The organism is Paraburkholderia sp. PAMB 6770 (assembly GCF_057748135.1).
Genome location: NZ_CM173239.1, coordinates 1,609,844 through 1,633,950, shown reverse-complemented (window position 1 = coordinate 1,633,950; position 24,107 = coordinate 1,609,844). Strand labels below are relative to the sequence as shown.

The 24,107-nt window shown below is 67.7% G+C and carries 25 protein-coding genes; 17 read left to right on the top strand and 8 right to left on the bottom strand.

Going from position 1 to position 24,107, the window contains the following annotated elements; all coding sequences use genetic code 11:
* Positions 1-83: 83 nt before the first annotated feature.
* The 6 genes from AC3AP7_RS24665 (at position 84) to AC3AP7_RS24640 (ending at position 6,781) form a co-directional block, all read left to right on the top strand.
* On the top strand, positions 84-965 hold the full coding sequence (locus tag AC3AP7_RS24665; RefSeq protein ID WP_487362927.1) for a branched-chain amino acid ABC transporter permease: 882 nt from the start codon (positions 84-86) through the stop codon (positions 963-965).
* Entirely contained in the window at positions 958-1,914 is a 957-nt protein-coding gene (locus AC3AP7_RS24660; protein WP_487362926.1) for a branched-chain amino acid ABC transporter permease, read from the top strand. Before AC3AP7_RS24665 ends, AC3AP7_RS24660 begins: the two co-directional genes overlap by 8 nt.
* The gene (locus AC3AP7_RS24655) at positions 1,904-2,611 is read left to right on the top strand and encodes an ABC transporter ATP-binding protein (protein WP_487362925.1); all 708 of its coding nucleotides are present in this window, start codon (positions 1,904-1,906) and stop codon (positions 2,609-2,611) included. Before AC3AP7_RS24660 ends, AC3AP7_RS24655 begins: the two co-directional genes overlap by 11 nt.
* Positions 2,608-3,315, top strand: a complete 708-nt coding sequence (locus AC3AP7_RS24650) for an ABC transporter ATP-binding protein (protein ID WP_487362924.1) — start codon at positions 2,608-2,610, stop codon at positions 3,313-3,315. The genes AC3AP7_RS24655 and AC3AP7_RS24650 overlap by 4 nt, the downstream gene beginning before the upstream one ends.
* A gap of 239 nt (positions 3,316-3,554) precedes the next feature.
* On the top strand, positions 3,555-5,444 hold the full coding sequence (locus AC3AP7_RS24645; RefSeq protein ID WP_487362923.1) for a sensor histidine kinase: 1,890 nt from the start codon (positions 3,555-3,557) through the stop codon (positions 5,442-5,444).
* A complete protein-coding gene (locus tag AC3AP7_RS24640) occupies positions 5,444-6,781 on the top strand; it encodes a sigma-54-dependent transcriptional regulator (RefSeq protein ID WP_487365005.1) in 1,338 nt (445 codons plus the stop codon). The genes AC3AP7_RS24645 and AC3AP7_RS24640 overlap by 1 nt, the downstream gene beginning before the upstream one ends.
* A 152-nt stretch (positions 6,782-6,933) precedes the next feature.
* Here the strand turns inward: AC3AP7_RS24640 and AC3AP7_RS24635 are convergent, their stop codons facing one another.
* A complete protein-coding gene (locus tag AC3AP7_RS24635) occupies positions 6,934-7,227 on the bottom strand; it encodes a hypothetical protein (protein ID WP_487362922.1) in 294 nt (97 codons plus the stop codon).
* 173 nt (positions 7,228-7,400) lie between these two features.
* Between AC3AP7_RS24635 and AC3AP7_RS24630 the strand changes: the two genes are divergently transcribed.
* Positions 7,401-7,829 carry a hypothetical protein gene (locus AC3AP7_RS24630; protein ID WP_487362921.1) on the top strand — a complete coding sequence of 143 codons (429 nt, stop codon included), beginning with the start codon at positions 7,401-7,403 and terminating at the stop codon, positions 7,827-7,829.
* A gap of 115 nt (positions 7,830-7,944) precedes the next feature.
* Positions 7,945-8,238 carry a hypothetical protein gene (locus AC3AP7_RS24625; protein WP_487362920.1) on the top strand — a complete coding sequence of 98 codons (294 nt, stop codon included), beginning with the start codon at positions 7,945-7,947 and terminating at the stop codon, positions 8,236-8,238.
* Between the two features lie 173 nt (positions 8,239-8,411).
* Here AC3AP7_RS24625 and AC3AP7_RS24620 read toward each other — a convergent pair whose 3' ends face one another.
* Entirely contained in the window at positions 8,412-9,059 is a 648-nt protein-coding gene (locus tag AC3AP7_RS24620; RefSeq protein ID WP_487362919.1) for an MAPEG family protein, read from the bottom strand.
* A gap of 149 nt (positions 9,060-9,208) precedes the next feature.
* Entirely contained in the window at positions 9,209-10,210 is a 1,002-nt protein-coding gene (locus tag AC3AP7_RS24615; RefSeq protein WP_487362918.1) for an AraC family transcriptional regulator, read from the bottom strand.
* 132 nt (positions 10,211-10,342) lie between these two features.
* On the opposite strand from AC3AP7_RS24615, the gene AC3AP7_RS24610 reads away from it, so the two are divergent.
* Positions 10,343-10,879, top strand: coding sequence for a carboxymuconolactone decarboxylase family protein (locus tag AC3AP7_RS24610; RefSeq protein WP_487362917.1), 537 nt, complete (start codon positions 10,343-10,345; stop codon positions 10,877-10,879).
* A gap of 292 nt (positions 10,880-11,171) precedes the next feature.
* Here the strand turns inward: AC3AP7_RS24610 and AC3AP7_RS24605 are convergent, their stop codons facing one another.
* Complete coding sequence (locus AC3AP7_RS24605; protein WP_487362916.1) at positions 11,172-12,080, bottom strand: LysR family transcriptional regulator; 909 nt, start codon at positions 12,078-12,080, stop codon at positions 11,172-11,174.
* A gap of 111 nt (positions 12,081-12,191) precedes the next feature.
* On the opposite strand from AC3AP7_RS24605, the gene AC3AP7_RS24600 reads away from it, so the two are divergent.
* From AC3AP7_RS24600 to AC3AP7_RS24590, 3 genes are all read left to right on the top strand, one after another.
* On the top strand, positions 12,192-13,088 hold the full coding sequence (locus tag AC3AP7_RS24600; protein WP_487362915.1) for an aldo/keto reductase family oxidoreductase: 897 nt from the start codon (positions 12,192-12,194) through the stop codon (positions 13,086-13,088).
* Positions 13,089-13,313: 225 nt separating this feature from the next.
* Positions 13,314-13,928: a nucleoside/nucleotide kinase family protein gene (locus AC3AP7_RS24595; protein ID WP_487362914.1), complete on the top strand. Its 615-nt coding sequence runs from the start codon at positions 13,314-13,316 to the stop codon at positions 13,926-13,928.
* A 292-nt stretch (positions 13,929-14,220) separates the two neighbouring features.
* Entirely contained in the window at positions 14,221-14,667 is a 447-nt protein-coding gene (locus AC3AP7_RS24590) for a hypothetical protein (RefSeq protein WP_487362913.1), read from the top strand.
* A 19-nt stretch (positions 14,668-14,686) separates the two neighbouring features.
* On the opposite strand, the gene AC3AP7_RS24585 is transcribed toward AC3AP7_RS24590, so the two are convergent.
* Complete coding sequence (locus AC3AP7_RS24585; protein WP_488324875.1) at positions 14,687-15,541, bottom strand: NAD(P)-dependent oxidoreductase; 855 nt, start codon at positions 15,539-15,541, stop codon at positions 14,687-14,689.
* Between the two features lie 305 nt (positions 15,542-15,846).
* On the opposite strand from AC3AP7_RS24585, the gene AC3AP7_RS24580 reads away from it, so the two are divergent.
* From AC3AP7_RS24580 to AC3AP7_RS24570, 3 genes are read left to right on the top strand one after another with little or no spacing between them, the layout of a single operon-like run.
* On the top strand, positions 15,847-18,768 hold the full coding sequence (locus AC3AP7_RS24580; protein WP_487362911.1) for a molybdopterin oxidoreductase family protein: 2,922 nt from the start codon (positions 15,847-15,849) through the stop codon (positions 18,766-18,768).
* A 15-nt stretch (positions 18,769-18,783) separates the two neighbouring features.
* The gene (locus AC3AP7_RS24575) at positions 18,784-19,644 is read left to right on the top strand and encodes a 4Fe-4S dicluster domain-containing protein (protein ID WP_487362910.1); all 861 of its coding nucleotides are present in this window, start codon (positions 18,784-18,786) and stop codon (positions 19,642-19,644) included.
* On the top strand, positions 19,641-20,600 hold the full coding sequence (locus AC3AP7_RS24570; RefSeq protein ID WP_487362909.1) for a dimethyl sulfoxide reductase anchor subunit family protein: 960 nt from the start codon (positions 19,641-19,643) through the stop codon (positions 20,598-20,600). The genes AC3AP7_RS24575 and AC3AP7_RS24570 overlap by 4 nt, the downstream gene beginning before the upstream one ends.
* A 100-nt stretch (positions 20,601-20,700) precedes the next feature.
* Here AC3AP7_RS24570 and AC3AP7_RS24565 read toward each other — a convergent pair whose 3' ends face one another.
* The 3 genes from AC3AP7_RS24565 to AC3AP7_RS24555 all read right to left on the bottom strand — a co-directional run bounded on the left by AC3AP7_RS24565 (position 20,701) and on the right by AC3AP7_RS24555 (position 22,474).
* A complete protein-coding gene (locus AC3AP7_RS24565; RefSeq protein WP_487362908.1) occupies positions 20,701-20,997 on the bottom strand; it encodes a DUF4148 domain-containing protein in 297 nt (98 codons plus the stop codon).
* A gap of 210 nt (positions 20,998-21,207) precedes the next feature.
* Complete coding sequence (locus AC3AP7_RS24560; protein ID WP_488324826.1) at positions 21,208-21,573, bottom strand: DUF4279 domain-containing protein; 366 nt, start codon at positions 21,571-21,573, stop codon at positions 21,208-21,210.
* A 58-nt stretch (positions 21,574-21,631) separates the two neighbouring features.
* Entirely contained in the window at positions 21,632-22,474 is an 843-nt protein-coding gene (locus tag AC3AP7_RS24555; protein WP_487362906.1) for a hypothetical protein, read from the bottom strand.
* Positions 22,475-23,205: 731 nt separating this feature from the next.
* Between AC3AP7_RS24555 and AC3AP7_RS24550 the strand changes: the two genes are divergently transcribed.
* Entirely contained in the window at positions 23,206-23,484 is a 279-nt protein-coding gene (locus AC3AP7_RS24550; protein WP_487362905.1) for an HU family DNA-binding protein, read from the top strand.
* Positions 23,485-23,720: 236 nt separating this feature from the next.
* Positions 23,721-24,047 carry a heme-degrading protein HmuQ gene (gene hmuQ, locus AC3AP7_RS24545; RefSeq protein WP_487362904.1) on the top strand — a complete coding sequence of 109 codons (327 nt, stop codon included), beginning with the start codon at positions 23,721-23,723 and terminating at the stop codon, positions 24,045-24,047.
* Positions 24,048-24,107 lie beyond the last annotated feature (60 nt).

The window sequence follows — 24,107 nt, the reverse complement described above, 5'->3', positions numbered from 1 at the left end:
GCCGGACGCTTTCCCGGATCAGGAACCGGCCGGCGCCGCATGACGGCGCCGGCTGTCACCTCCTCGCTTGCGAAGGGACGAACGTGGAACTTCTTGCTTATGCCGTCATGGGCGGCATCCTGTACGGTATTTTCTTCACGCTGGTCGGACTGGGGCTCAACCTGGTGTTCGGCGTGATGCGCATCATCAATCTGGCCCACGGGCAGTTCATCGTGCTCGGCGGCTATGGGGCGTGGCTCGTCTCGCAGCATTTCGGGCTCAACCCGCTATGGGCGATTCCGCTGTCGGTTGCGGGCGCAACGATTATCGGCTGGCCGCTGTACCGGGCCGTCGTGCCGCGGCTGCAGCGCAGCGACGACCCCGAAATGCTGTCGTTCATCCTGTTCTTCGGCATCGGCCAGATGCTCGAAGCGCTGACGGTGCTGCTGTTCGGCGCCGACCAGCGCTCGCTGCCCGACGACGCGCTCGGCAGCGGCAATCTGGGCGCATTCGGCCAGCAGTTTCCCGATAGCTGGTGGTGGGCGGCCGGCGTCAGCATCGCCGCGCTGGTCGTGCTGTGGCTGTATTTCTCGCGCACGCGGCTCGGCTACGCGACCCGCGCGGTGATGGCCAATCGCGACGAGGCGGTCGCCACCGGCATCGACGTGCGCCGCGTGTCGACGATCGCGTTCGTCGCGGGTCTCGCGCTCGCGGGCATCGCCGGCGTGTTCGTGCCGTATCTGCTCGGCTCGGTGTCGCCGGATCTCGGCAGCAATCTGACCACTACCGCGTTTGCGATCGTGATCATCGGCTCGCTCGGCAATCCGCTCGGCACGATCGCCGGCGGACTCGTGTTCGGTCTCGGCACGATGCTGATGCAAACCTACTATTCGTCGTGGTCGAACGTGGTGCCTTACGTGCTCCTGTTGATCATCGTGCTCATTCGTCCCTCGGGCCTGCTCGGAAAGGCGGTGCGTCTTGCCTGATATCACTCTCCCCCAAACCGGAGCGGCTGCGCCGCGCCGCCTGCGCGCGCCGGCCATCCTGCTCGCGGCGCTCGCCGCGATCTTCGTCGCGGCCCCGCATCTGTACGGCAACCAGTCGCTGCTGTTCACGATCATGACGTTCATCGTGCTCGCCCAGGGGCTGAACCTGCTGTACGGCTTCACCGGCTATTTGCCGTTCGGCTACGTGGGCTTTTTCGGCAGCGGCGCGTATGGGACGTCGCTGCTCGTGATGCACACGCATCTGCCGGTGCTTGTGTGCGTCGCGGGCGGCGGCGTCGCGGCGGCGCTGATCGGGCTGCTGCTCGGGCCGCTGCTGCGGCTCTCGGGCGCGTACTTCTCGATTGCGAATCTGGCCGCGTCGCAGATCATCTACTTCGTCGTGTCGAACCCGAACCTCGCCGGCATCACGGGCGGCCCCTACGGGCTCAAGATCGAGCAGGTCTACGATCCGGGCGCGAGCTATCTCTGCATGCTCGGGGTGCTGCTGCTCGCGTGCGCGCTGGCGGCCTACTTTCGCCTGTCCGGCTTCGGCATGGCGCTGCGGGCAGTCAAGCAGGACCCGGTGAGCGCGGCGATGGCGGGCGTCAACGTCGTGCAGGCGCGGCTCGCCGCCTGGCTCGTGTCGGCGCTGGTCGCGGGGCTGGCGGGCGGCGTGTACGCGTGGGGCCTCTCGGTGTTCTATCCGGACGCGGTGTTCACGCTGCAATTCTCGGTGTTCGCGATCGTGTTCGCGCTGTTCGGCGGCGTCGGCACCGTGATCGGGCCGATCGTCGGCGCGGCGCTGCTCTACGCGCTGTATGCGGCGATCGGCATCTCGACGCCGCAGTACTTCCAGTTCATCTATGGCGGTCTCATCGTGCTGCTCGTGCTGTTCCTGCCGGGTGGTCTGCTGTCGCTGCTGCAACGCCGGGGGTTCCATGTCTTCTGAACTGCTGCAACTGGCCGGCGTCCACAAGCGCTTCGGCGCACAGGTCGTGCTCAACGACGTGAACTTCGGCGTCGTGCCCGGCGAAATCGTCGGTCTTGTCGGCCCGAACGGGTCCGGCAAGACGACGACCATCAACGTGATCTCTGGACTGCTGCAGGCGGACGAGGGGACGATCGATTTTCTCGGGCACAAGATCAACCGCTTGCCGATGCATCGCCGCGCGCATCTCGGCATCAACCGCACGTTTCAGGTGCCGAAGGTGTTCCGCGACATGACGGTGCGCGAGAACGTCGAGGTCGCGGCGCGCAGCGTGCGTCTGGACCCGCGCGAGGTCGCGCCGATTCTCGACGAGATCGGCCTTGCAGGCGTCGCGTCGCGCCATGCGGGTTCGCTCACCGTGAACCAGCAGAAGCTGCTCGATCTCGGCCGCGCGCTCGCGACGCGGCCGAAGCTGCTGCTCGTCGACGAGATCGGCGCGGGGCTCAACCCGGCCGAGCTGAACGTGATGGCCGATCTGCTGCAGCGGCTGTCGGCGCGCGGCATCGCGATGATCGTGGTCGAGCATCTGCTCGATTTCCTCAACCGCATCACCGGGCGCGTGATCGTGCTCGGCGCGGGGCGCATGCTGTTCGAGGGACCGCTCGCGACGGCCTCGCGCGACCCCGAGGTGATCGCGGCATTCATTGGAGCGGCATGATGACGGCATCCCTGGTAATCGAGGGTGTGGAGGCGGGCTATGGCGCCATGCAGGTACTGTGGGGCGTCGACATGCAGGTGGAACCGGGGCAGACGGTGCTGCTGCTCGGCGCGAACAGCGCGGGCAAGACGACGCTGCTGCGCACGCTGATCGGGCTGTTGCCGTGCACGGGCGGGCGCATCACGCTCGACGGCGAGCGCATCGACACGCTGCGGCCCGACCAGCGCATCCGGCGCGGCATCGCGTTCATGTCGGAGCTGGGCGTTTTCCCGACGCTGTCGATCGACGAGAACATCGCGCTCGGCGGCTATTTCATGCCGGAGGCGAAGATCCGCCAGCGCAAGGAGGTGCTGTTCGCGCTGTTTCCCGCGCTGGCGGCGAAGCGGCGCGCCGCCGCGGCGAGCCTGTCGGGCGGGCAGCGCAAGATGCTCGGCATCGCGAAGGTGCTGATCGCCGAGCCGCGTCTGCTGCTGATGGACGAACCGTCCTCCGGGCTCGCGCCCGTGTTCGTGAAGAACGTGATCGACGCGCTGCGGACCGCGATTGGCGACGGCACGTCGTTGCTGATCGCCGAGCAGAACATCGCGTTTCTCGACCTCGCCGATCGCGGCTATCTGCTCGATCACGGCAAGGTGCGCGTATCGGGCACGCGCGCGGAACTCGAAGCGAGCGACGCGGTGCGCGAGACCTACTTCGGGCTGTGACGGGCCCGCCGATGTCCGGGAGGCCGGCGCATCGGCCTCCCGGACGGCCCGCTGCGACGGCGCGCACCGCACGAAACCAGCGCGGCGTCCCGGGTCGCCGGCGTGCGGGCCGCCCGTCTGTCCGATGGCCACCATCGCGCGTCCCGCTAGAATGACGGCTTCGGAGGAGACGATGCAATGGGGCGGTGGGCAATGAACGGTCGCGAACCCGTCGGCCGCGCGCTGGCGGGAGGCCGGTCGTGAAGAACGTGTGGGCAACCTCGCGGCGCACGCGCCTCATGCTTGCGTTCGCGCTGGTTCTGCTGATAGCGGCGGGCGCGTGGCTGGCCTATCGTTACGCGGAGCAGGTGGAGATCGGCACGCTGCGCGACACCGCCGCGCATCGGCTCGACGGCTACGAGAACGCGCTGACGAGCGAGGTGCGCCGCTACAGCTACCTGCCGTCGCTGGTGAGCCTGAACACCGACGTGCTGTCGATGCTGCGCAATCCGGCCGATCGCCGCGTGGTCGCGCGCGTGAATACCTATTTGCAGACCGTCAACGCGGACGCGGGCTCCAGTGCGTTCTACGTGATGGACACGCAAGGCAACACGCTCGCGTCGAGCAACTGGAATCTCCCGAAGACGTTCGTCGGCTCGAATTTCTCGTTTCGCCCGTATTTCATCGGTGCGATGCGCGACGGCTATGGACGCTTCTACGGGCTGGGCACCGTCAGCAAGGAAGCCGGCTATTTTCTCGCCGAGCGTATCTATGACCACGCGCACCGCGTGGTCGGCGTCGTCACGCTCAAGATCAATCTCGACCGGATCGAATCCGTCTGGCGGCAGGGCGCCGAGCCCGTGTTCGCCACCGACGCGCACGGCGTGATCATGCTGTCGTCGGTGCCGGGCCTCAAGTACCGGACGCTGCGTCCGCTGTCGGCCGCCGCGCGCGCCGGGATCGTCCGCACGCATCAGTACGATGCGCCCGGCGCGCTCGAACCGGCTGGCTTCACGATCGTGCGCACGCTTGCGCCGAATGCGTGGATCGAATCGGTGGCGCGCGGCAATCCGCTTGCCGCCAGCCTGCCGACTCCGCGCCCGTTTCCGACCGCGTTCCTGGTCGTCACGCGGCCCGTGTCGGGCACCGACTGGCACATCGTCGTGCTGTCGAATCTCGCGCCCGCGAAGGCGGTGGCGCGCTCGGTGGCAAGGACGGTGGCGCTCGGGCTCGCGTTCGTCGCGGTGCTCGCGCTGACCGTGCTGCAGCGGCGGCACATCGTCGCGCAACGGCTCGCGCTGCGCGAGGCGTTGCAGCAGTTGAACGAGGAGCTCGAACGCAAGGTCGCGCGCCGCACCGCGGCGCTCAGCCGCGCGAACCGCAATCTCAAGCACGAGGTCGCGATGCACCGGGAAACCGAGGCGCAGCTCAAGGCGGCGTTCGAGGAACTGGTGCAGGCGGGCAAGATGGCCGCGCTCGGCCAGATGGCGGCGAGCGTCACGCACGAGCTCAATCAGCCGCTGGCGGCGTTGCGCACGCTGTCGGACAATGCGCTGACGTTTCTCGAACGCGGTCGTGCAGCGCACGCCGAGGCCAATCTGCGGATGATCGGCGAACTGATCGAGCGGATGGGCGGCATCACGTCGCAACTGAAGCGCTTCGCGCGCAAGGCGCCGACGCAGCTGCAGCCGGTCGTCGCCGCCGAGGCGATCGACAATGCGCTGTTCCTGGTCGGACAGCGGCTGCGCAAGGAGCGGGTCGAGCTGGCGTTCGACGCGCAACAGGCGGGCGCGCGCGTGCTCGCCGACGCGAACCGGCTCGAACAGGTGCTCGTGAACCTGTTCGCGAATGCGCTCGACGCGATGAGCGGAGCCGATGTGCGCCGCCTCGAGGTGGCGGTCGAGACCGACGGCGACGCGACCGTGATCCGTGTGCGCGATACCGGCACGGGCCTGCCCGACGCGGTGCGCGCGCGGCTCTTCGAGCCGTTCTTCACGACCAAGGAGCAGGGCGCGGGGCTCGGTCTCGGGCTGGCGATCTCGGACGGCATCGTGCGCGAGTTCGGCGGCGCGCTGAAGGCGGCCGGGCGGCCGGGCGGCGGCGCCGAATTCAGCATTTATCTACGCACCGACAGGGAGGACAATCCGTGATCCCAGACAGCTTGCGCGTGCTGCTCGTCGAGGACGACGCCGCCGTGAGGCTTGGCACCGTCCAGGCGCTGCAGCTGGCCGATATCGAGGTCGATGCGTTCGGCTCCGCCGAGGAGGCGCTCGCGCGTCTCGACGGCGACTTTCCGGGGATCGTCGTCAGCGACGTGCGCCTGCCCGGCATCGACGGACTCGAACTGCTCGAACGCGTGAAGGCCGCGAGCGCATCGATGCCGGTGATTCTCGTGACCGGGCACGGCGACATTGCGATGGCCGTGCAGGCCATGCGCCTCGGCGCCTACGATTTCGTCGAAAAGCCCTTCGCGTCCGAGCGGATCGTCGAGCTCGCACGGCGCGCGCTCGAACAGCGGCGCCTGACGCTCGAACTGACGGCCGTGCGCCGGCAACTGGAGAGCCGCGAGCGCATCGACGCGCGGATCCTCGGGCATTCGCGTCCCGTCGAGCGTTTGCGCAAGCTGATTCTCGAACTCGCCGACACCGATGCGAACGTGCTCGTGTTCGGCGAGACCGGCACCGGCAAGGAGCTTGTCGCGCGCTGCCTGCACGATTTCGGCCGGCGTCGCGACAAGCCTTTTGCGGCGCTCAACTGCGCGGGTCTTCCGGAATCGCTGTTCGAGAGCGAAGTATTCGGCCACGAGGCCGGCTCGTTCACGGGCGCGTTGAAACGCCGCATCGGCAAGCTCGAATATGCGCAGGCCGGCACGCTCTTTCTCGACGAGATCGAGACGATGCAGATGGCGCTGCAGGTGAAGTTCCTGCGCGTGCTTCAGGAGCGCCGTTTCGAGCGGATCGGTTCGAACGAACTGCTGCCGATGAACTGCCGGATCATCGCCGCGACGAAAGCGGATCTGCTCGATCTCGCGCGCCAGCAGCGGTTTCGCGACGACCTCTACTATCGGCTCGGCGTGATCGTCCTGGAGATTCCGCCGCTGCGCGAGCGGCGCGAAGACATTCCGCTGCTGTTCGAGCACTTCGTGCTGCAGGCGGCAGCGTCCTATGGCCGTCCGGTGCCGGACATCGGCGCCGCGCGCCTGAACCGGCTGATGGCGCGTCCGTGGCCCGGCAACGTGCGCGAGCTGCGCAACGTCGCCGAGCGCTACACGCTCGGACTCGGGACCGGCGACCCGGAGGACGGCCCGGAGGGCGCGCCGCGCACGCTCGACGAGCAGATGAACCTGTTCGAGCGGCGCCTGATCGAAGAGGCGTTGCGCGCGTCTTCGGGACGGGCGTCGCTCGCTTGCGAGACGCTCGGCGTGCCGCGCAAGACGCTGTACGACAAGATGCGCCGGCTGGGAATCGCATCCGACGATTTCAAGTGACCGGAGTCCCGCAGGCGAACGGTGCGGTACACCGGCCGGTTGCGCCGTTGCGCCTCTCGTGCCATTCGCTGACAGGGGCCTTTTTCAGCGCGTGATTGCGTTTGGCGACGGTGTGCTTTACGTCGTTGCGTTTGACATCGTACGGCGTCGGCTCAGCCGCTGTATGCGGCTATCACGATCCACAGTTCGCGGGCGCCGTCGTCGTAGCGGGGCGCAAGCGCATAGGAATCGTCCGGGCCGCGGGCTGTTTCAAGCGCCTTGCGGGCCCGCTCGGGATCATCGAACTCGTCCTGGCACAGCATCCTGACTTCATCGCGTCCTTCGAACATGACGCCGTAAGGCCGGTCAACGAGCGGCTCGCTTTTCCACACGCGGAAGCACCCGGCGACGTGCTGAAAGTCGCCGCCGCAGACGTTGACCTGAAAACGTGGGCGGGGTCGGGTCATGATTCAATCCTCTTGAATATTATATGTAGTACGAAATAATTGTCGATAGACCGGAATGCGTCGATCGCGTCGATCAAACGGCAGCATTTGCCATTCCAGATTTGACTGAATGATGACGGGCACGCGCGATGCGGCAGTCGGGTTGTCGCATCGCATGCAGCATGAAGCGCGAAATGAACACGAACACCTATGCCGGACAGTCCCGCGACGAGCGGATCGCCGCGCGAAAGCAGAGGAAGCAGAGGAAGCAGAACGCGCAGGAACAGCCGGGCGGCTCGATGGCGGTTGAAGGGACCGAGCCCGACACCACGCATAGCAGCGGCGAACTGTCCGATGAAGGCAAGAAGGTGTGGCGCACCGGCGCCGGGCTCGACGGAGGCGGCAAGCGCCCGATACGCGCCGTTCACGAGCGAATCCGTATGCAAATCGCGCGCGACGGGTACCGGACACGCCCGGCCCGCCTGGGCAGCGGAATCGTCCGCCTTGACGCATGCACGATTTGCAAACCGGGCGCGGAAATTTCATGCATTACGCAATGCGCACATAAATCGAAATTTACCTTTGCGAGCAATGCGCTTAATGATTGGGGGCCCTTTTTCTAAACTTCGCGTTACCCGCGTGGACTCGATCCCGCGCTATCGACGCACGGCACTGCATAGGCCAGGACAAAGCGATCGCTGGCGTCGACATTCCCATTCAATCAAAGAGGAACGCGTCATGAAAAAGGCAAGCCTCACATTCATCGCGGCCGCCGCCGCACTCGCGCTGTCCGGCAGCGTTTATGCACAGAGCAACAACACGCTGGCGACCCCGAGCACCGTGTCGCCGGTCCAGGCCACGAGCGGCTACGGCACGCCTGGCGCCACGAGTTCGGAGAGCGGCGCAGGTGCCGGATCGCAGAGCCAGGGGATGCCGACGAGCACGAGCACTCGCACGAGCGACCTCGCCAACCCGCCCGGAAGCCATAACACGCTCGCGACGCCGAGCACGGTGTCGCCGGCTGCACAATAGCGGCTACATCGGCAGCCGCTTCTCCCGCGAAGCCCATCCTGCACCGACGACCGCGCCTCAGGCCGAGGCGAGGGGCCACGGAGCCGGGCAGACAACGGGAAGACAACGGGAAGACAAGCGGGAAGATGAGCGGACAGACAAGCGGACAGATCCGCTCCGGTCGCGTTGCCCGGTCAGCGGCCGGCGGGTCTGTCCGGCCGTGTTCCCCAGAACAGCACGGCTTCGATCAGAAGGAACATGGCGAGCGGCACGATGGCCCCCGCCGGTCCCGCGATCTCGCGCCCAAACCGACCCGTCACATACAGCAGCACGATCATGCTGAGCGCCATTCCCGGTGCGCCGAGCCCGCGAAGCGCCGCGCTGCGATGGTAGCCGAGCCAGAACGCGGCCCGCGCGGCGATCCAGGTCACGGTCGTCGCCACCACCGCGCGCATCGCCGAGCCGTCGGCGCAGTAGGCCGCCAGCCCGAATAGCGAGACGCCGAACACGATGATCTGCTCGACGGTGTTCTGCAGATATCGCTGATTGACGCGCAGCCTTCTCGTTTCGAAGTTCGCCAGCGGATCGAACGCGGGCGAGGTCAATCGTTCGTGCGCGACGGCTTCGATGCCGGTCACGAGGCAAAACAGCACGGCCACGCAACAGCACTTGAGGGTCAGCAGCATCCGGGCTGCGAGACTGTCCATGCCCGGCAGCGGGGACATCAGGTGATCGACGCCGAGCCAGAGTCCCGCGGCAAGCAATGAAGCGACGGCGATCGCGGCGATGCCGCTCGCGCGCTGCTGACGGAAATCGACCGGGTTCCGGATCGGATCGCTCATGGCGTGTCCTTGTGATGGGTGATGATGAGGCGCGCGGGCTGCCCGTTGCACTGCCCGTCGCGCGACCTGTCCGCGTCACGGCACGCGGCGTGCCCGATGCGAGTGTGCTCGAAATCGCGGCTCCCGGGGGGACGCTGCGCGCAGCGGCATCATGTACGCGAGTCCGCCCGCGCAGCGTTCCCCGCCGCCTGCGCCGCCGCCCGCCACTGCGCCGGCGTCATTCCCACCTGCCGCTTGAACACCCGCTGAAACGCGGCATCCGACTGGTAGCCGACCGCCTCGCCGATGTCGGCGACCGGCAGGCTCGTTTGTGCGAGCTTGCGGCCGGCGAGCGCCATGCGGACGTCGGTCAGCACGTCGGCGGCGGAGCGGCCGAACGCGTCGTCGAACTGGCGCACGAAGGTCGCGCGCGACATGTGGCAAAGCTGCGCGAGCGCGGGCAGCGTCCACGCCTCGCCCGGCGCGTCGAACATGGCCGCCAACGCCGGCTGCAGGCGCGGCCGCGCGGCGAGCGCAAGCAGACCGCGCGGCGGCGTGCCCGCCGTGCTCGCAAAGCGCAGCGTCAGCGCGAACAGCGCGCCCGACAGATGGTCGATCAGCGTCGTGCTGGCCGGACCCTGTTCGAGTGCTTCCTCGCGCATCAAGGCGATCAGCCGCGCGAGCCGGCTCGTGGGCAGTCCGCCACCGGCCGTGCTTTCTTGCGTGGGGGGGCCGTCGTCGGCCTGCGCGCCGGCAGGTTCGGGCACGCTGTGCACCAGCAGTTGCGCCGGCAGGCTTTCGCGCAGCAGCCGCTCGGGCATCGCCGGCAGCAGGAAACGCCCGCACAGCAGATCGACGCCGTCGCCGCCGTTGCGCTCCAGCGCGATGCCGTCCACCACCTCACGCGACGGCGCGCGCGGCGCCGCGCCGCTGCCGTCGTGCAGCGCATGCGGCGCGCCTGCCGGAAACAGCACGATGTCGCCCGCGCGCATGCGCACCGGCTCGCCGTGCGGACCGTCGAGCGTCGCCTCGCCGCGCAGCAGGACGTGATAGGGCATTTCGCGCGCATCGGTGCCGGGATTGTCGATGCGCCACGGCGTGCCGAACTGGCACCGGACATCGACGCGACCCGCGACGGGCATCAACGCAAGCAGGCGGCTGAGTAGATCCATCGGGATGGATTGAGACGTTTGAGCATGAATGTGCGACATTGTGGCATTAAAAAGCTCTCCTTGGGCCCCTAAACTGTCTTCCATGCCAGCCACGGTGGCGGGCAACCCAACCAGAACCCGAAGGAGTCGATCATGTCCCGTCTTTCCGTCATTGCTGCTGAAGCCGCCACGGGCGCTACCGCCGAAGTGTTTGCCACGGTCCGCAAGGCCGCGGGCCGCGTGCCGAATGCGTACGCGACCATCGGCACGCACAGCCCGGCTGCGCTTGCCGCGATCCTGAACGTCGAAGGCGTGCTGGCGCGCGGCAGTCTCGCGAAGGCCGATATCGAAGCGATCAAGCTCGCGGTGAGCGAGATCGCCGGTTGTGACTACTGTATCGCCGCGCATACGCTGATGGGCAAGTTCGCCGGTCTTGCGCCGCAGACGATGGAGCAGGTGCGCGTCGGCGCGCCGACCGGCGACGCGAAGCGCGACGCGCTGGTGTACTTCGTGCGCAAGCTGGTGAGCACGCACGGCACGCTGCCGGCCGCCGAACTCGATGCGCTGCGCGCGGCGGGCTACAGCGAGCAGCAGGTGATCGAAGTGACGCTGGCGATCGCGGCGATCACGTTCACGAACCTGGTGAACCGGGTGAACGACACGGTGGTGGATTTTCCGGCTGTCGCGTGACGACGGCGCGGCGGGCGCGGATGCAGCGCGTTCGCCGCGACGCCGAACGCCGTGCGCGGAACGCCGTGCGCCGAACGCGGAACGCCGTGCGCCGAACGCCGAACGCCGAACGCCGAACGCCGAACGCCAAACGCCAAACGCCAAACGCCGTGCGCCAAACGCCGAACGCCAAACGCCAAACGCCAAACGCCAAACGCCAAACGCCAAACGCCAAACGCCAAACGCCAAACGCCAAACGCCAAACGCCAAACGCCAAACGCCAAACGCCGTGCGCGCCGTGCGCTGCGCGCTCTCAAGCAGCGCGCACAGCGTCGAAGTTTTTGACAAAATCGACGAACGCGCGCAGCGGCGCAGGCAGATGCCGGTGCCCCGGGTAGTACAGGAACGGACCGGAGAAGCGCTGCCACCATGGTTCGAGGATCGGTTCGAGTGCGCCGCTCTCCAGTTGCGGGCGCAGCATGTCCTCGAACAGATGCACGACGCCGGCGCCCGCGACGGCCGCGCTCACCGCCAGATCGATTGCGGCGCCCGGGCGCACCAGCAACGGGCCGCTGGGGTCGAGACGCACGTGTTCGCCGTCGCGCTCGAAGTCCCAGGTGGGTTTCGCGCCGCCCGCGAACTGTCCGCGCAGGCAGGCGTGCGCCAGCAGTTCGCGCGGATGCGAGGGCCGGCCGTGCCGGTCCAGATACGCGGGCGCGGCGGCGGTCGCGAAGCGCTGCACACGCGGGCCGACCGGCACCGCGATCATGTCCTGCTCCAGCCGCTCGTCGTAGCGGATGCCGGCGTCGCAGCCGATTGCGAGCACGTCGACGAACCCGTCCTCGACGACGACTTCCACGCGAATCTCCGGATACGCCTGCAGGAACGGCGGCAGCAGCGGCGCGAGCACGATGCGCGCCGCGCTCGACGGCACGTTCAGCCGCAGCGTGCCGGTCGGCCGCTCGCGAAAGCCGTTCAGCACGTCGAGCGCGTTCTCGATTTCACCGAACAGCGGCGCGAGCCGGTCGATGAGGCGCGCGCCAGCCTCGGTCGGCACGACGCTGCGGGTCGTGCGGTTCAGCAGGCGCAGGCCGAGCTTCGCTTCCAGACGCCGCACGGCGAGGCTCAGCGCCGACGGCGACAGGCCGCTCGCGCGCGCGGCATCGCGAAAGCCGCCGGCGCGGGCGACCGCCAGAAAGGCGGCCAGATCGTTCAGTTCCATCAGTCGATTGTGCACAATTTAAAACGACCCGTACAATCTAGAGGGGATTATTCAACAGCGCAATCGTCGCCATACTGTCGCTCATCCGGTTCATTCACGAAGGAGCGTGTCATGTCGAACTTCAGTCCCGCGGGCACCTACCCGCTTGCCGGCCGTCCCGTCCAGCGGATCGGCTATGGCGCGATGCAGCTTGCCGGTCCGGGCGTATTCGGGCCGCCGAAGGACCGCGAGACCGCACTTGCGGTGCTGCGCGAAGCGATCGCGCTGGGCGTCGACCATATCGATACCAGCGACTTCTACGGTCCGCACGTCACGAACCAGCTGATCCGCGAAGCGCTGCATCCGTATCCGGAGCGCCTCGTGCTCGTCACGAAGCTCGGCGCGGTGCGCGATGCGGCGGGCGCGTGGCTGCCCGCGATGGAGCCGGAGCAGCTCGCGCGCGGCGTGCACGACAACCTGCGCAATCTCGGGCTCGACGTGCTCGACGTCGTGAACCTGCGCGTGATGGGCGCGATCCATCATCCGTCGGAAGGGTCGATCGAGCCGCAGGTGAGCGCGCTGGCGGCGTTGCAGCAGCGCGGGCTGATCCGCCATATCGGCCTGAGCAACGTGACGGCGGCGCAGATCGACGAGGCGCGGCGCATCGTCGACGTGGTGTGCGTGCAGAATCACTACAACCTGGTGGCGCGCGCGGACGATGCGCTCGTCGATACGCTGGCGGACGCCGGCATTGCGTACGTGCCGTTCTTTCCGCTCGGCGGATTTACGCCGATCCAGTCGGACGTGCTGTCGACGGTCGCGCGCGGCGTCGGCGCGACCCCGATGCAGGTCGCGCTCGCGTGGCTGCTGCAGCGCGCGCCGAATATTCTGCTGATTCCGGGGACGTCGTCGCTCACGCATTTGCGCGAGAATCTGCGCGCGGCGCAGTGGCGTTTGCCGCAGGACGCGCTGGCGCAGCTTGACGCGCTGCGCGGCGCGGGTTCGGACGGCGACGGGGCGCACGCGTAGCGGGCTTGCCGTCCGGCGCGGGCGGGGTGCGGCTGGCGGTGCGCGGCAGGCGGCGGACGGCGGACTGCGGAGCAGCCAGCAAGTAGCAGGCATCAGGCAGCAGGCAGCAGGCAGCAGGCAGCAGGCAGCAGGCAGCAGGCAGCAAGCAGCAAGCCCCCCGCGCCCTTGCACGCCAGACGCTTTCGTGTAACGTGGCGGCATCGCTTTTCACGGGAAACGCTGCGCATGATCAACGAAACCCATCTCGCCCGCCTGCGCGAGCGCATTGCCGGCGGCCGGCGCTATGTCGTCGGGCTGACCGGTGCGCCGGGTGCCGGCAAGTCGACGGTCGCCCGGCAACTCGCCGAACACTTCGCGCAGCAGGCAGTCGTCGTGCCGATGGACGGCTTTCATCTGGCCAATGTCGAACTCGCGCGTCTCGGCCGCGCATCGCGCAAGGGCGCGGAAGACACCTTCGACAGCGCCGGTTACGTCGCGCTGCTGCGCCGGCTGCGCGCGCAGACGCCTGATGAGACCGTCTACGCGCCGACCTTCCGGCGCGAGCTCGAGGAGCCGATCGCCAATGCGATCCCGGTGCTGCCGCAGACGCCGCTCGTGATCACCGAAGGCAACTATCTGCTGCTCGATCGCGGGCACTGGCGGCACGTGCGCGGACTGATCGACGAGATCTGGTATGTCGGCGTCGACGATGCGCTGCGGCTCGAACGGCTGATCGCGCGTCACGTGCAGTTCGGCCGCACGCCCGAGGCGGCGCGCGAGTGGGTCGAGCGCAGCGACGAAGCCAACGCCCGCCTGATCGCGACGACGCGCGCCCGCGCGGACTTCGTCGTCGAACCTTGAGTCCGGGCCCGGCGCGCGACGCGCCGGACGATCACACCCTCGCACCCGGCTTTCGCCGGAACGTCACGCGGCGCGCGCAACGTGTCATCCACGTGTCGCGCGGGCGGTGCGCTGCGGGGCGGTGCCGCGCCGGCCGCGCCCGCGCGCAGTGTGCGCCCGCGCATGTCGGCTTGCGCGTACTCGGGTAAGCTGGACGTGCGGGCGTCGCACGCGCGGTGCGTGCCGCGCGGCGCGCGCGATGCAGCGGCGCGGCGCGTACCCGACCTCCCGCCGGGATAGAGGTGGCCTGACCATGAGAAAGTGCTGGGCGGCCGCGCTCGCCTTATTGGGCGGCAGCGGCGCGCTACTCTGTTCGGTTGCGTCGAGTGCGCAGGCGCTCGACGCACAGCTGGCCTGCACCACGAGCGCGCATGCGTTCATCGCATCGCTCAGGCAGGCGCACGCGATCGACGCGCAGCCGATGCGCGTCGAGGCGAATTCGGTGAACGCATTTCGCCCGGCGCGCGGCAGCCATCTGAGCGCGTTCGGCTATCGCGTCTACGCGGTGCTCGGCTACGCGCCCGACGACGACCTGTTCCGCCAGGGCAGCGGCGCGGCGATGTCCGGCTCGCTGTACGGCGTCGTCGTGTTCGGGCCGAGCGAGGATGTCGGCGCGCATCTGCGCGACGCCGGCAGCGACGCGCTCGTGCACGAAGTGATGCCGCTGCTGATGACCGCGGTGCTGTGCAAGACGCGCTGAGCCGCCGGGCGCCGCGCCGTCAGTCTTGCCGGGCGCGCGCGAGCTGGCGCAGCCGCCAGATCAGGCTCGACGTGTCGAGCCGGTTGCCGCCGAGGTTCTGCACGTCGCCGTAGAACTGGTCGACGAGCGCCGTGACCGGCAGCGCGGCGCCGTTGTGCTTCGCCTCTTCGAGGCAGAAGCCGAGGTCCTTGCGCATCCAGTCGACCGCGAAGCCGAAATCGAACCGGCCTTCGACCATCGTCTTGCCGCGATTGTCCATCTGCCAGCTGGCGGCCGCACCCTTGCCGATCACGTCGAGCACGAGCGGCATGTCGAGTTCGGCGCACTGACCGAAGTGGATCGCTTCCGCGAGACCCTGCACGAGCCCGGCGATGCAGATCTGGTTGACCATCTTCGCGAGCTGCCCGGCGCCCGACGGCCCGATCCGCGTGACCGCCGCGCCGTAGTGGCGCAGCGTTGGCGCGGCGCGCTCGAAGGCGGCCGCGTCGCCGCCGCACATGATCGTCAGCTTGCCGTTCTGCGCGCCGGCCTGGCCGCCGGACACCGGCGCGTCGATGAACTGCAGGCCGGCCCCGGCCGCGTGCCCGGCGAGCTCGCGCGCGACGTCGGCCGACGCGGTCGTATGGTCGACGAACACCGCGCCGCGCGCCATGCCGGCGAACGCGCCGGCTTCGCCGCGCGTCACGCTGCGCAGATCGTCGTCGTTGCCGACGCAGGCCATCACGAGCTGCGCGCCCTCGGCGGCCTCGCGCGGCGTGCGCGCCGCGCGGCCGCCGTGCCCGGCGACCCAGGCCTCGGCCTTCGCGAACGTGCGGTTGTAGACCGTCACGTCGAGGCCGGCGCGGGCCAGGTGGCCGGCCATCGGATAACCCATGACGCCGAGGCCGAGGAACGCGACGCGGGGCTGCGCGTCGCGGGAAGACGAAAGGCTGGAATCGGTCACTGCAACTCCTTGCTCGATGAAGTGGGGTGGGGCCGCTCATTATCGCAGCGCGGGCGCGCGCGTGCCCGCGCTGCGCCCCGAAGTATCGGCTCGCGCGATAGTTGCGATATCAAATAACGATTTTTCATTTGCTTATACGCGCTTTAGGATAAAGCCATGAGCGGAGCCGCATGCCGATGCGCGGCGTCCGCCCGAAGCTACGCGCACGGGGCGCGGGCGTCGACTGGGAGGCTGGAATGGAACACACGGCGCGCACGCAGAACGAGCAGCTGGAGATCAAGACCACCACGTGCTACATGTGCGCGTGCCGCTGCGGCATCCGCGTGCATCTGCGCGAGGGCGAGGTGCGCTATATCGACGGCAACCCTGAACATCCGCTGAACCAGGGCGTGATCTGCGCGAAGGGCTCGTCAGGCATCATGAAGCAGTATTCGCCCGCGCGGCTCACGCAGCCGCTCAGGCGCAAGGCGGGGGCCGAGCGCGGCAGCGCGCAGTTCGAGCCGGTCTCGTGGGAGGAGGCATTCTCGACGCTCGCCGGGCGGCTCGCGCACCTGCGCGCAACCGATCCGAAGAAGTTCGCGCTGTTCACCGGCCGCGACCAGATGCAGGCGCTCACCGGCCTGTTCGCGAAGCAGTTCGGCACGCCGAACTACGCGGCGCACGGCGGCTTCTGCTCGTCCAACATGGCCGCGGGCATGATCTACACGATGGGCGGCTCGTTCTGGGAATTCGGCGGCCCCGATCTCGACCAGGCGAAGCTGTTCCTGATGATCGGCACCGCCGAGGACCACCACTCGAATCCGCTGAAGATCGCGCTGTCGAAGTTCAAGCGCGCGGGCGGCCGCTTCATCGCGATCAATCCGGTACGCACCGGCTATGCGGCGATCGCCGACGAGTGGGTGCCGATCCGCCCGGGCACCGACGGCGCGCTGTTCATGGCGCTGATCCGCGAGCTGATCGAGAACGACGCGTACGACCACGCCTTCGTCGCGCGCTACACGAACGCCGCCGAACTGCTCGACATGAACGCCGGGAGCGACAGCTTCGGCCTGTTCGTGCGCGATGCGCAGGCGCCGGAGGTCAATGCGCTGTTTCCGCAGAATCACCAGTGGTGGGATCTGCGCACCCAGCGCGCGGTGCTGCATCACACGCCGGGCGCGGAGCCGGCGCTCGCGGGCACCTACACGCTCGAGGACGGCACGCCGGTGCAGCCGTCGTTCGCGCTGCTGCGCGAGCGCGCGGCCGACTGCACGCCCGAATGGGCCGCGCAGATCACCGGCATCCCGGCCGACACGATCCGGCGTCTCGCGCGCGAGATGGCGCAGACCGCGCGCGATCACAAGATCACGCTGCCGGTCCGCTGGACCGACGCGTGGGGCGAGACGCACGAAACCGTCACCGGCAACCCGATCGCGTTTCACGCGATGCGCGGGCTTGCCGCGCATTCGAACGGCTTTCATTCGATCCGCGCGCTGTCGATCCTGATGACGCTGCTCGGCACGATCGACCGGCCGGGCGGGTTTCGCCACAAGTCGCCGTATCCGCGCGCGGTGCCGCCGTCGGCCAAACCGCCGAACAGCCCCGACGCGGTGAAGCCGAACACGCCGCTCGCGACCGGGCCGCTCGGCTGGCCGGCCGCGCCGGAGGACCTGTTCGTCGACGGCGACGGCGAGCCGGTGCGCATCGACAAGGCGTTCTCGTGGGAGTATCCGCTCGCCGTCCACGGTCTGATGCACAGCGTGATCACCAACGCGTGGCGCGGCGATCCGTACCCGATCGATACGCTGCTGATCTTCATGGCCAACATGGCGTGGAACTCGTCGATGAACACGGTCGAGGTCCGCAGGATGCTCGCCGACAAGGACGAGAACGGCGAGTACAAGATTCCGTTCCTCGTCGTGTGCGATGCGTTCCAGTCCGAGATGACCGCGTTCGCGGACCTGATCCTGCCCGACACGACGTACCTCGAACGGCACGACGCGATGTCGGTGCTCGACCGGCCGATCTCCGAGTTCGACGGCCCGGTCGATTCGGTACGCGTGCCGGTGGTGCCGCCGACCGGCGAATGCAAGCCGTTCCAGGAGGTGCTGATCGAGCTTGCGAGCCGCCTGAAGCTGCCCGCGTTCACGACCGCGGACGGCGCGCGGCGCTATCGCGACTACCCGGATTTCATCGTCAACTTCCAGACCGCGCCGGATTCGGGCGTGGGCTTCCTGATCGGCTGGCGCGGCAAGGACGGCGACAAGGCGCTCGTCGGCGAGCCGAACCCGCGCCAGTGGGAGGAGTACGCGAAGAACAACTGCGTGTTCCACTACACGCTGCCGCAGTCGCTGCAGTACATGCGCGGGATGAACGGTCCGTACCTGAAGTGGGCGGTCGAAAACGGCTTTCGCAAGTTCGACACGCCGATCCTGATCCAGCTGTATTCGGAAGTGATGCAGACGTTCCGCCTCGCGGCCCAGGGCAAGCGCGCCGGCCGCCAGCCGCCCGAGCGGCTGCGCGCGCGCGTCGAGCGCTATTTCGATCCGCTGCCGTTCTGGTACGAGCCGCTCGAACTCGACGCGACCGACCGCGCGCGCTATCCGCTGTCCGCGGTCACGCAGCGGCCGATGGCGATGTACCACTCGTGGGATTCGCAGAATGCCTGGCTGCGCCAGATTCACGGCGAGAATTTCCTGTTCATGAATCCGCGCGCGGCGCGCGAGAACGGCATCGAGGACGGCGCGTGGATCTACGTCGAATCGCAGTGGGGGCGGGTGCGCTGCATGGCGCGCTATAGCGAGGCGGTCGAGCCCGGCACCGTGTGGACGTGGAATGCGATCGGCAAGGCGGCCGGCGCATGGAATCTCGGGCCGGGTGCGAACGAATCGCAGCGCGGCTTCCTGCTGAACCACCTGATCACCGACGAACTGCCCGGCGCGACGCCAGCCGATGCGCGGATGTCGAACTCCGATCCGGTGACCGGACAGGCGGCGTGGTACGACGTGCGGGTGCGCATCTATCCGGCCGAGGCCGACGCCGATCACACGCTGCCGCAATTCGCCCCGATGACGCCGCTGCCCGGTTCGACCGGCGTCGCGAAACGGCTCGTGCAGCGCTATTTCGCCGGTCGCGGCGAGTTCGCCGCGCGGCTGCGCGCGAACGGCAAACAGAAATAACGAGGAGCATCCGACATGACCCAGATGGCGCTCGTAATCGATCTGAACGTTTGCGTGGGATGCCACGCGTGCGTGACGAGCTGCAAGGAGTGGAATACGTCGGGCGAAGCCGGCAGTCTCGCCGATTTCCGTCCGTACGACGAAGATCCGTCCGGCACGTTTTTCAACCGCGTGCAGAGCTTCGAGGCCGGCGAGTTTCCGCTGACCGACACGATCCACTTCCCGAAATCGTGCCTGCACTGCGAGGATCCGCCGTGCGTGCCCGTGTGTCCGACCGGCGCGAGCTTCAAGCGCAAGGAGGACGGTCTCGTGCTGGTGGACTTCGACAAGTGCATCGGCTGCAAGTACTGTGCGTGGGCGTGCCCGTACGGCGCGCGCGAACTCGACGAGGCGCGCAAGGAGATGACCAAGTGCACGCTGTGCGCGGACCGCATCCATAACGAGGCGCTGCCCGAGCGCGATCGCAAGCCGGCCTGCGTGCTCGCGTGTCCGACGTCGGCGCGCCTGTTCGGCGACATCCACGACCCGGACTCCACGGTGTCCCAGGCAATCCGCGAACGCGGCGGCTATCAGCTGATGCCGGAGTGGGGGACGAAGCCGGCCAATCACTATCTGCCGCGCCAGAAAACCGGTGGATGCGGCAGCGGTTCGTGCGGCTGTGCGAGCGGCGGCGAGGCTGCCGCGGTTCCGAACGGGGAGCGGGGCGCGGCTGCGGGCACGAACGCGGTCAACGCCGGCTCGCCGGCGAGCGCCGCCGCCCGTCCGGCGCCGTCCCTGCGCGCGAACGTGAACGCAGATGCGGATGCGGCGCAGCCGGTCCGCCAGGGGGCGCTCGGACGTCTGTTCAACCTGCTTAATCTCGGGAGTGGCGCATGAAGCCCGCTTTCTCAGTCGTGTTCCTGACAACGCTGTGCGGCGCCGCGCAAGGCCTGATGATCGCGCTGTTCGGCGTCGAGCTGGCCGCCCGGCTCGGGTGGGCCACCGCGCAGGCGGGCGCGTCCGTGCAGTTTTTCATGTTCGGCGCGGCGCTTGCGGTCGTGCTGGGCGGGCTCGGGCTGTTCGCTTCGTTCTTTCACCTCGGGCATCCTGAGCGGGCATGGCGGGCGATCGCGATGTGGCGCACGTCCTGGCTCTCGCGCGAATGTCTCGCGTTGCCGGCGTTTCTGGCGTGCTCGGCCGCTTACGGCGCCGCACATGTACTCGGTTCGCCGTGGTCGCTGGCGATCGGCGCGCTGACGGTGCTCGCGAGCGGCGTGCTGTTCGTCTGCACGGCGATGATCTACGCGTGCCTGCGCTTTCTGCAGGAATGGGCGACACCGCTCACGCTGGTCAATTTCGTGCTGCTCGGCTGCGCGTCGGGATGCACGCTCGCGGCGGCCTGCGCGGCCGGGTGGGCGCCGCCGCTTGCCGCGCCGCTCGCCGCCTGCGCGGCGGTGCTGACGCTCGCGGGATGCGCGGGACGCCTCGCGGCGCTGGCGCGCAATGCGCGTCTGCGGCCGAAGTCGACCGTACAGAGCGCCACCGGGATTCACGTGCCGAAGCTCGTGCAGACCTCGCGCGGGTTCACGGCCGGCGCGTTCAACCTGCGCGAGTTCTTCCACGGACAGACGCTGCAAACCCTGCAGCGGATCAAATGGACCTTCCTGGTGGGCGCGTTCGCCGTTCCGTTCGTGCTGCTCGCGCTGGCCGGCGCGCGCGTGCCGGTGTCCGCGCCGCTCGGGCTGCTCGTCGCGGCAGGTGTCGTGCAATACGCGGGACTCGTCGCCGAGCGCTGGTTTTTCTTCGCGCAGGCGCGTCATCCGCAGAACATCTACTACCGGCAGGCGGCGTGATACGCGGGCGATGAAGCACGGGCGCGCGTCGCGCGCCGCGCCCGGATGCGCGTTGATGTGGGCCGATGCGCTGACGCGGTGATCGCGCCCATGCGCCCGATCACTCGCCCGGCGTGAGCGCGGGCGGCTCGCCGGACTGCGCGGAGCCGCTCATCCCCGAGCCGTAGCTTGTCTGCGCCGCGGACCTGGCTGCGGCGACGCGCGCTTCGGCGGCCTGAATATCGTGCGGATAATCCGCGTCGTTCGACACGCTCGGGTTATAGCCGGCGCGTTCGAGATCGATCAGTTGCTGCCTGACTTCGGCGCGCGTCATCGGCGCGTTCGACGACTGCGCATACGTGACGACCGGCGCGGCCAGTAGCGCCAGCGCGGCGATCGCAAAGACGGACGTTTTCATGGTGCTCTCCTGCCAGGACGGACTGAACGGGAACATGAGCGAGGATGCGACGGCGGAAACCAGGCACGACTACGCGCAGCGGCGCGACGGCCGGGTGCACCATCGATGCTTGCAACGGTAGTCTAGCCGCCCGCTTGTTCGCGCTTTCAGGACTTTTGCGAAACTCAGAATTGTGCGTATGCGGGGGATCGGCGTGTGGGTGCCGCGGGGTTAACGGTATTCGTCGATGTCGACCGTGCCGCCCATGTCGTCCATCAACGCGCGGATATCCGCGGGGATATCGGGAATGCGATCGCCCGAGGCGTTATTCCAGTAGCAGAAGAAGCGCATTCGTGCGGCGCTACGTTTGACGAGTTGACGAAGATCGGACCGGGGCAGCGCCAGGCGTTCGACCAGGTAACGAAGGTGTGGCTCCAGTTGATCGGAATGGACGACGGTCCTCGTGCGTAGACTCCATACGCTAGTTCGTCCGGGAAAGCGGCTGATCCGGCCAGACGACGCGACAAAGGGCTCTCCCTTGATGATGACCGTATCGGGTTGGACAGCGAAATAGCCGGTCCAGAACTCAGGGACCACCTGGTCGCCTGAAAGGGAGAAGGATGCGTATGCTAGTGGGTGTGCGTTCATCCCGGGCTCACTGGTAATCGTGCATGTTTCCGATCATCTGACCGCCGAATTCCACGTCGCCGTTGTCGTGCCAAATGACGTTATCGGCACCGCCCAGATCGAGGTCGTCTTTCATCGCGTGGATCATGTTGCCAAAGGTCTGCCGCTCGTATCCGAGCATCCTCGCTGCGTAATCGGGATTATTTGTACTGGCCGCCAACGCTTCGGTATCGCGATCGACCGGATCGGGCGTGTACGCGAACGGCCGCGCATGGCTGGGCGGCTTCTGGCTTGTTCCCGGAGAGTATGCCGCCGTGCCGGGATTCACGGGCGTGCCCGGGGCCGCGTCCGCGCGGCCCCGAGCCCGGTCGGCCGTAACAGGTTGCTGAAGCCTCGCACAAGCAGCCTGCGAGGCCCTCTGCCGTTCCTCGCGAATCGCCTTCATGCACGCGCACATCGCCTCGCGATCGGGCACGAAGATGAGCCGGCCGGCCTGAACTTCTTCGTACAGCGCCGCGGCGACCCGGCGGTCGTTCATCTTGAACATCTCGTAGTAGCCATCGCCTGTGCCGAGCGCAGCACGCAGGTCGTGGGAAGATTGGGACAGAAGCGAGTCCAGCGTATTGAATCTTAACCATGCCGCGCGAGCGTCCCTCATACCTCGCAGCAGGTCACTATGTTCTTCACGTGGTGTGCCGTCAGATAACGCGAAGTGATACCACTGGCTCACGTCGAAGAGATGCGGCGAGCGGATGTGCAGGTAGACGGACGTCTGGGTACTGCACCAGAAGAAGTGTTCGCGCACGCCCTCGTCGTGGTCGTAACGGGGGCCGAGGAAAAGCGAGGATATCGGCGAGGACATCGCAGTCATGGCAATCGGGTCATGCCGGAGTATGGCACGATATAGATCAGTATTACGAATTTATTGACATTGTTTTGGAATGCTATGTTTTAAACAGGCTGAATCGGCGACACAGGACGATCAATGAAATCCGCCCTTCGTGTGGCGACTGACCTGTCGCGACATCAAGAGGCACGGGCACGCACGGCGTCCTGCAACTCACGTGCGCGGGTGCTTTCGGAACCGCAGACTGCCGACGTTTCCGTCTCCCGAAGTCACGCTATTGCGTCGCGCGTCGACCGATCCCGACATGAAGCCGCGTCGGGCAGTCCGTGCCTGGGGTGAGGCACGCGCACGCCCGCTCGCGGAGTCCGCCCCCGCCACCTCGTGAGGATGCCGCGTTGTGCGAACAACGGGAGCGCGCCTCGCATCGCTGCGGGGCGCGTCGTGCGACACACGCCATCGCAGACAACGTTCGGGAAGCGGGCGCTGCCCGCGTCGACGGCGTATACGTGCCCATCCGCATTCATATCGTCGCAAATCGCATCAGTTTGACGGATGTTCCGCTCACTTGGCCGTGCCGACGCAGGCTGGGCATGAGAATTGCCGTCCAGCGCCAATGTGCTGTCGCGCCGCGAGGCGCGGTACGATAGCGGCTCGCGCAGTATCTCGATTTGCGCAAAACCCTCCGGTTGGGGTAGGGTTGCGGGTCCGGCATACCGAATGGCGGCCGGTTTGACCAATAGACAAGAGGATGTGCAATGAACAAGCAGGAACTGATTGACGCTGTTGCGGCAGCGACCGGCGAAAGCAAAACGGCAACCGCGAAGTCGATCGACGCGATCATCGAGACGGTGACCCACGCCGTGTCGAAAGGCGAGACGGTGCAGCTGATCGGCTTCGGGTCGTTCTCGACCGGCGCGCGCGCGGCACGCGTGGGCCGCAACCCGTCGACCGGTGAAGAGATCCAGATCGCCGCGGCAAAGACGGTGAAGTTCGTCGCCGGCAAGGCGTTCAAGGACTCCGTCAACGGCGCCTGAGCGCCGCTTGCGCATGGCCGGCGACCGCGCCGCGACTGCGGCATCGCCGCCGCGCGGCAACGCGACAGCGCGGGCCGTATCGCGTGCGCAAGCATTTTCTGACCGGCGGCGAGTGGCGCATGGCGTGTGCCGCGCGGCACTGCGCGCGCCAATACGCATTGCGCGTTTGCGGCCGCCGCACTGACCGTCAGATTGCCCCGCATCGTGCGTCCCCCACAACGACGAGTGAGACGGCCATGTTCATCGCAATGAACCGCTTCAAGGTGGCGCCCGGCTCGGAGCACGCATTCGAGACCTTGTGGGCCACGCGCGACACGCATCTGCACGAGGTGCCGGGGTTTATCGCGTTTCATCTGCTGCGCGGCGCGCGGCAGGCGGATCATGTCCTGTATGCAAGCCACACGCTCTGGGCGAGCCGCGCCGCATTCGAAAACTGGACGACGTCCGACGCATTCCGGGCCGCCCATCGCCATGCGGGCGGCGACACGCGTGCGCTCTATCTCGGGCATCCGGAGTTCGAAGGCTTCGAAGTCATCCAGACGGTTTCGTCCGCGCAGGCGTGACGCCGCGCCGGTTGCTTGCCGCGCGCGCTGCGTGCGAGCGGCGCTGAACGCGGACAAGGT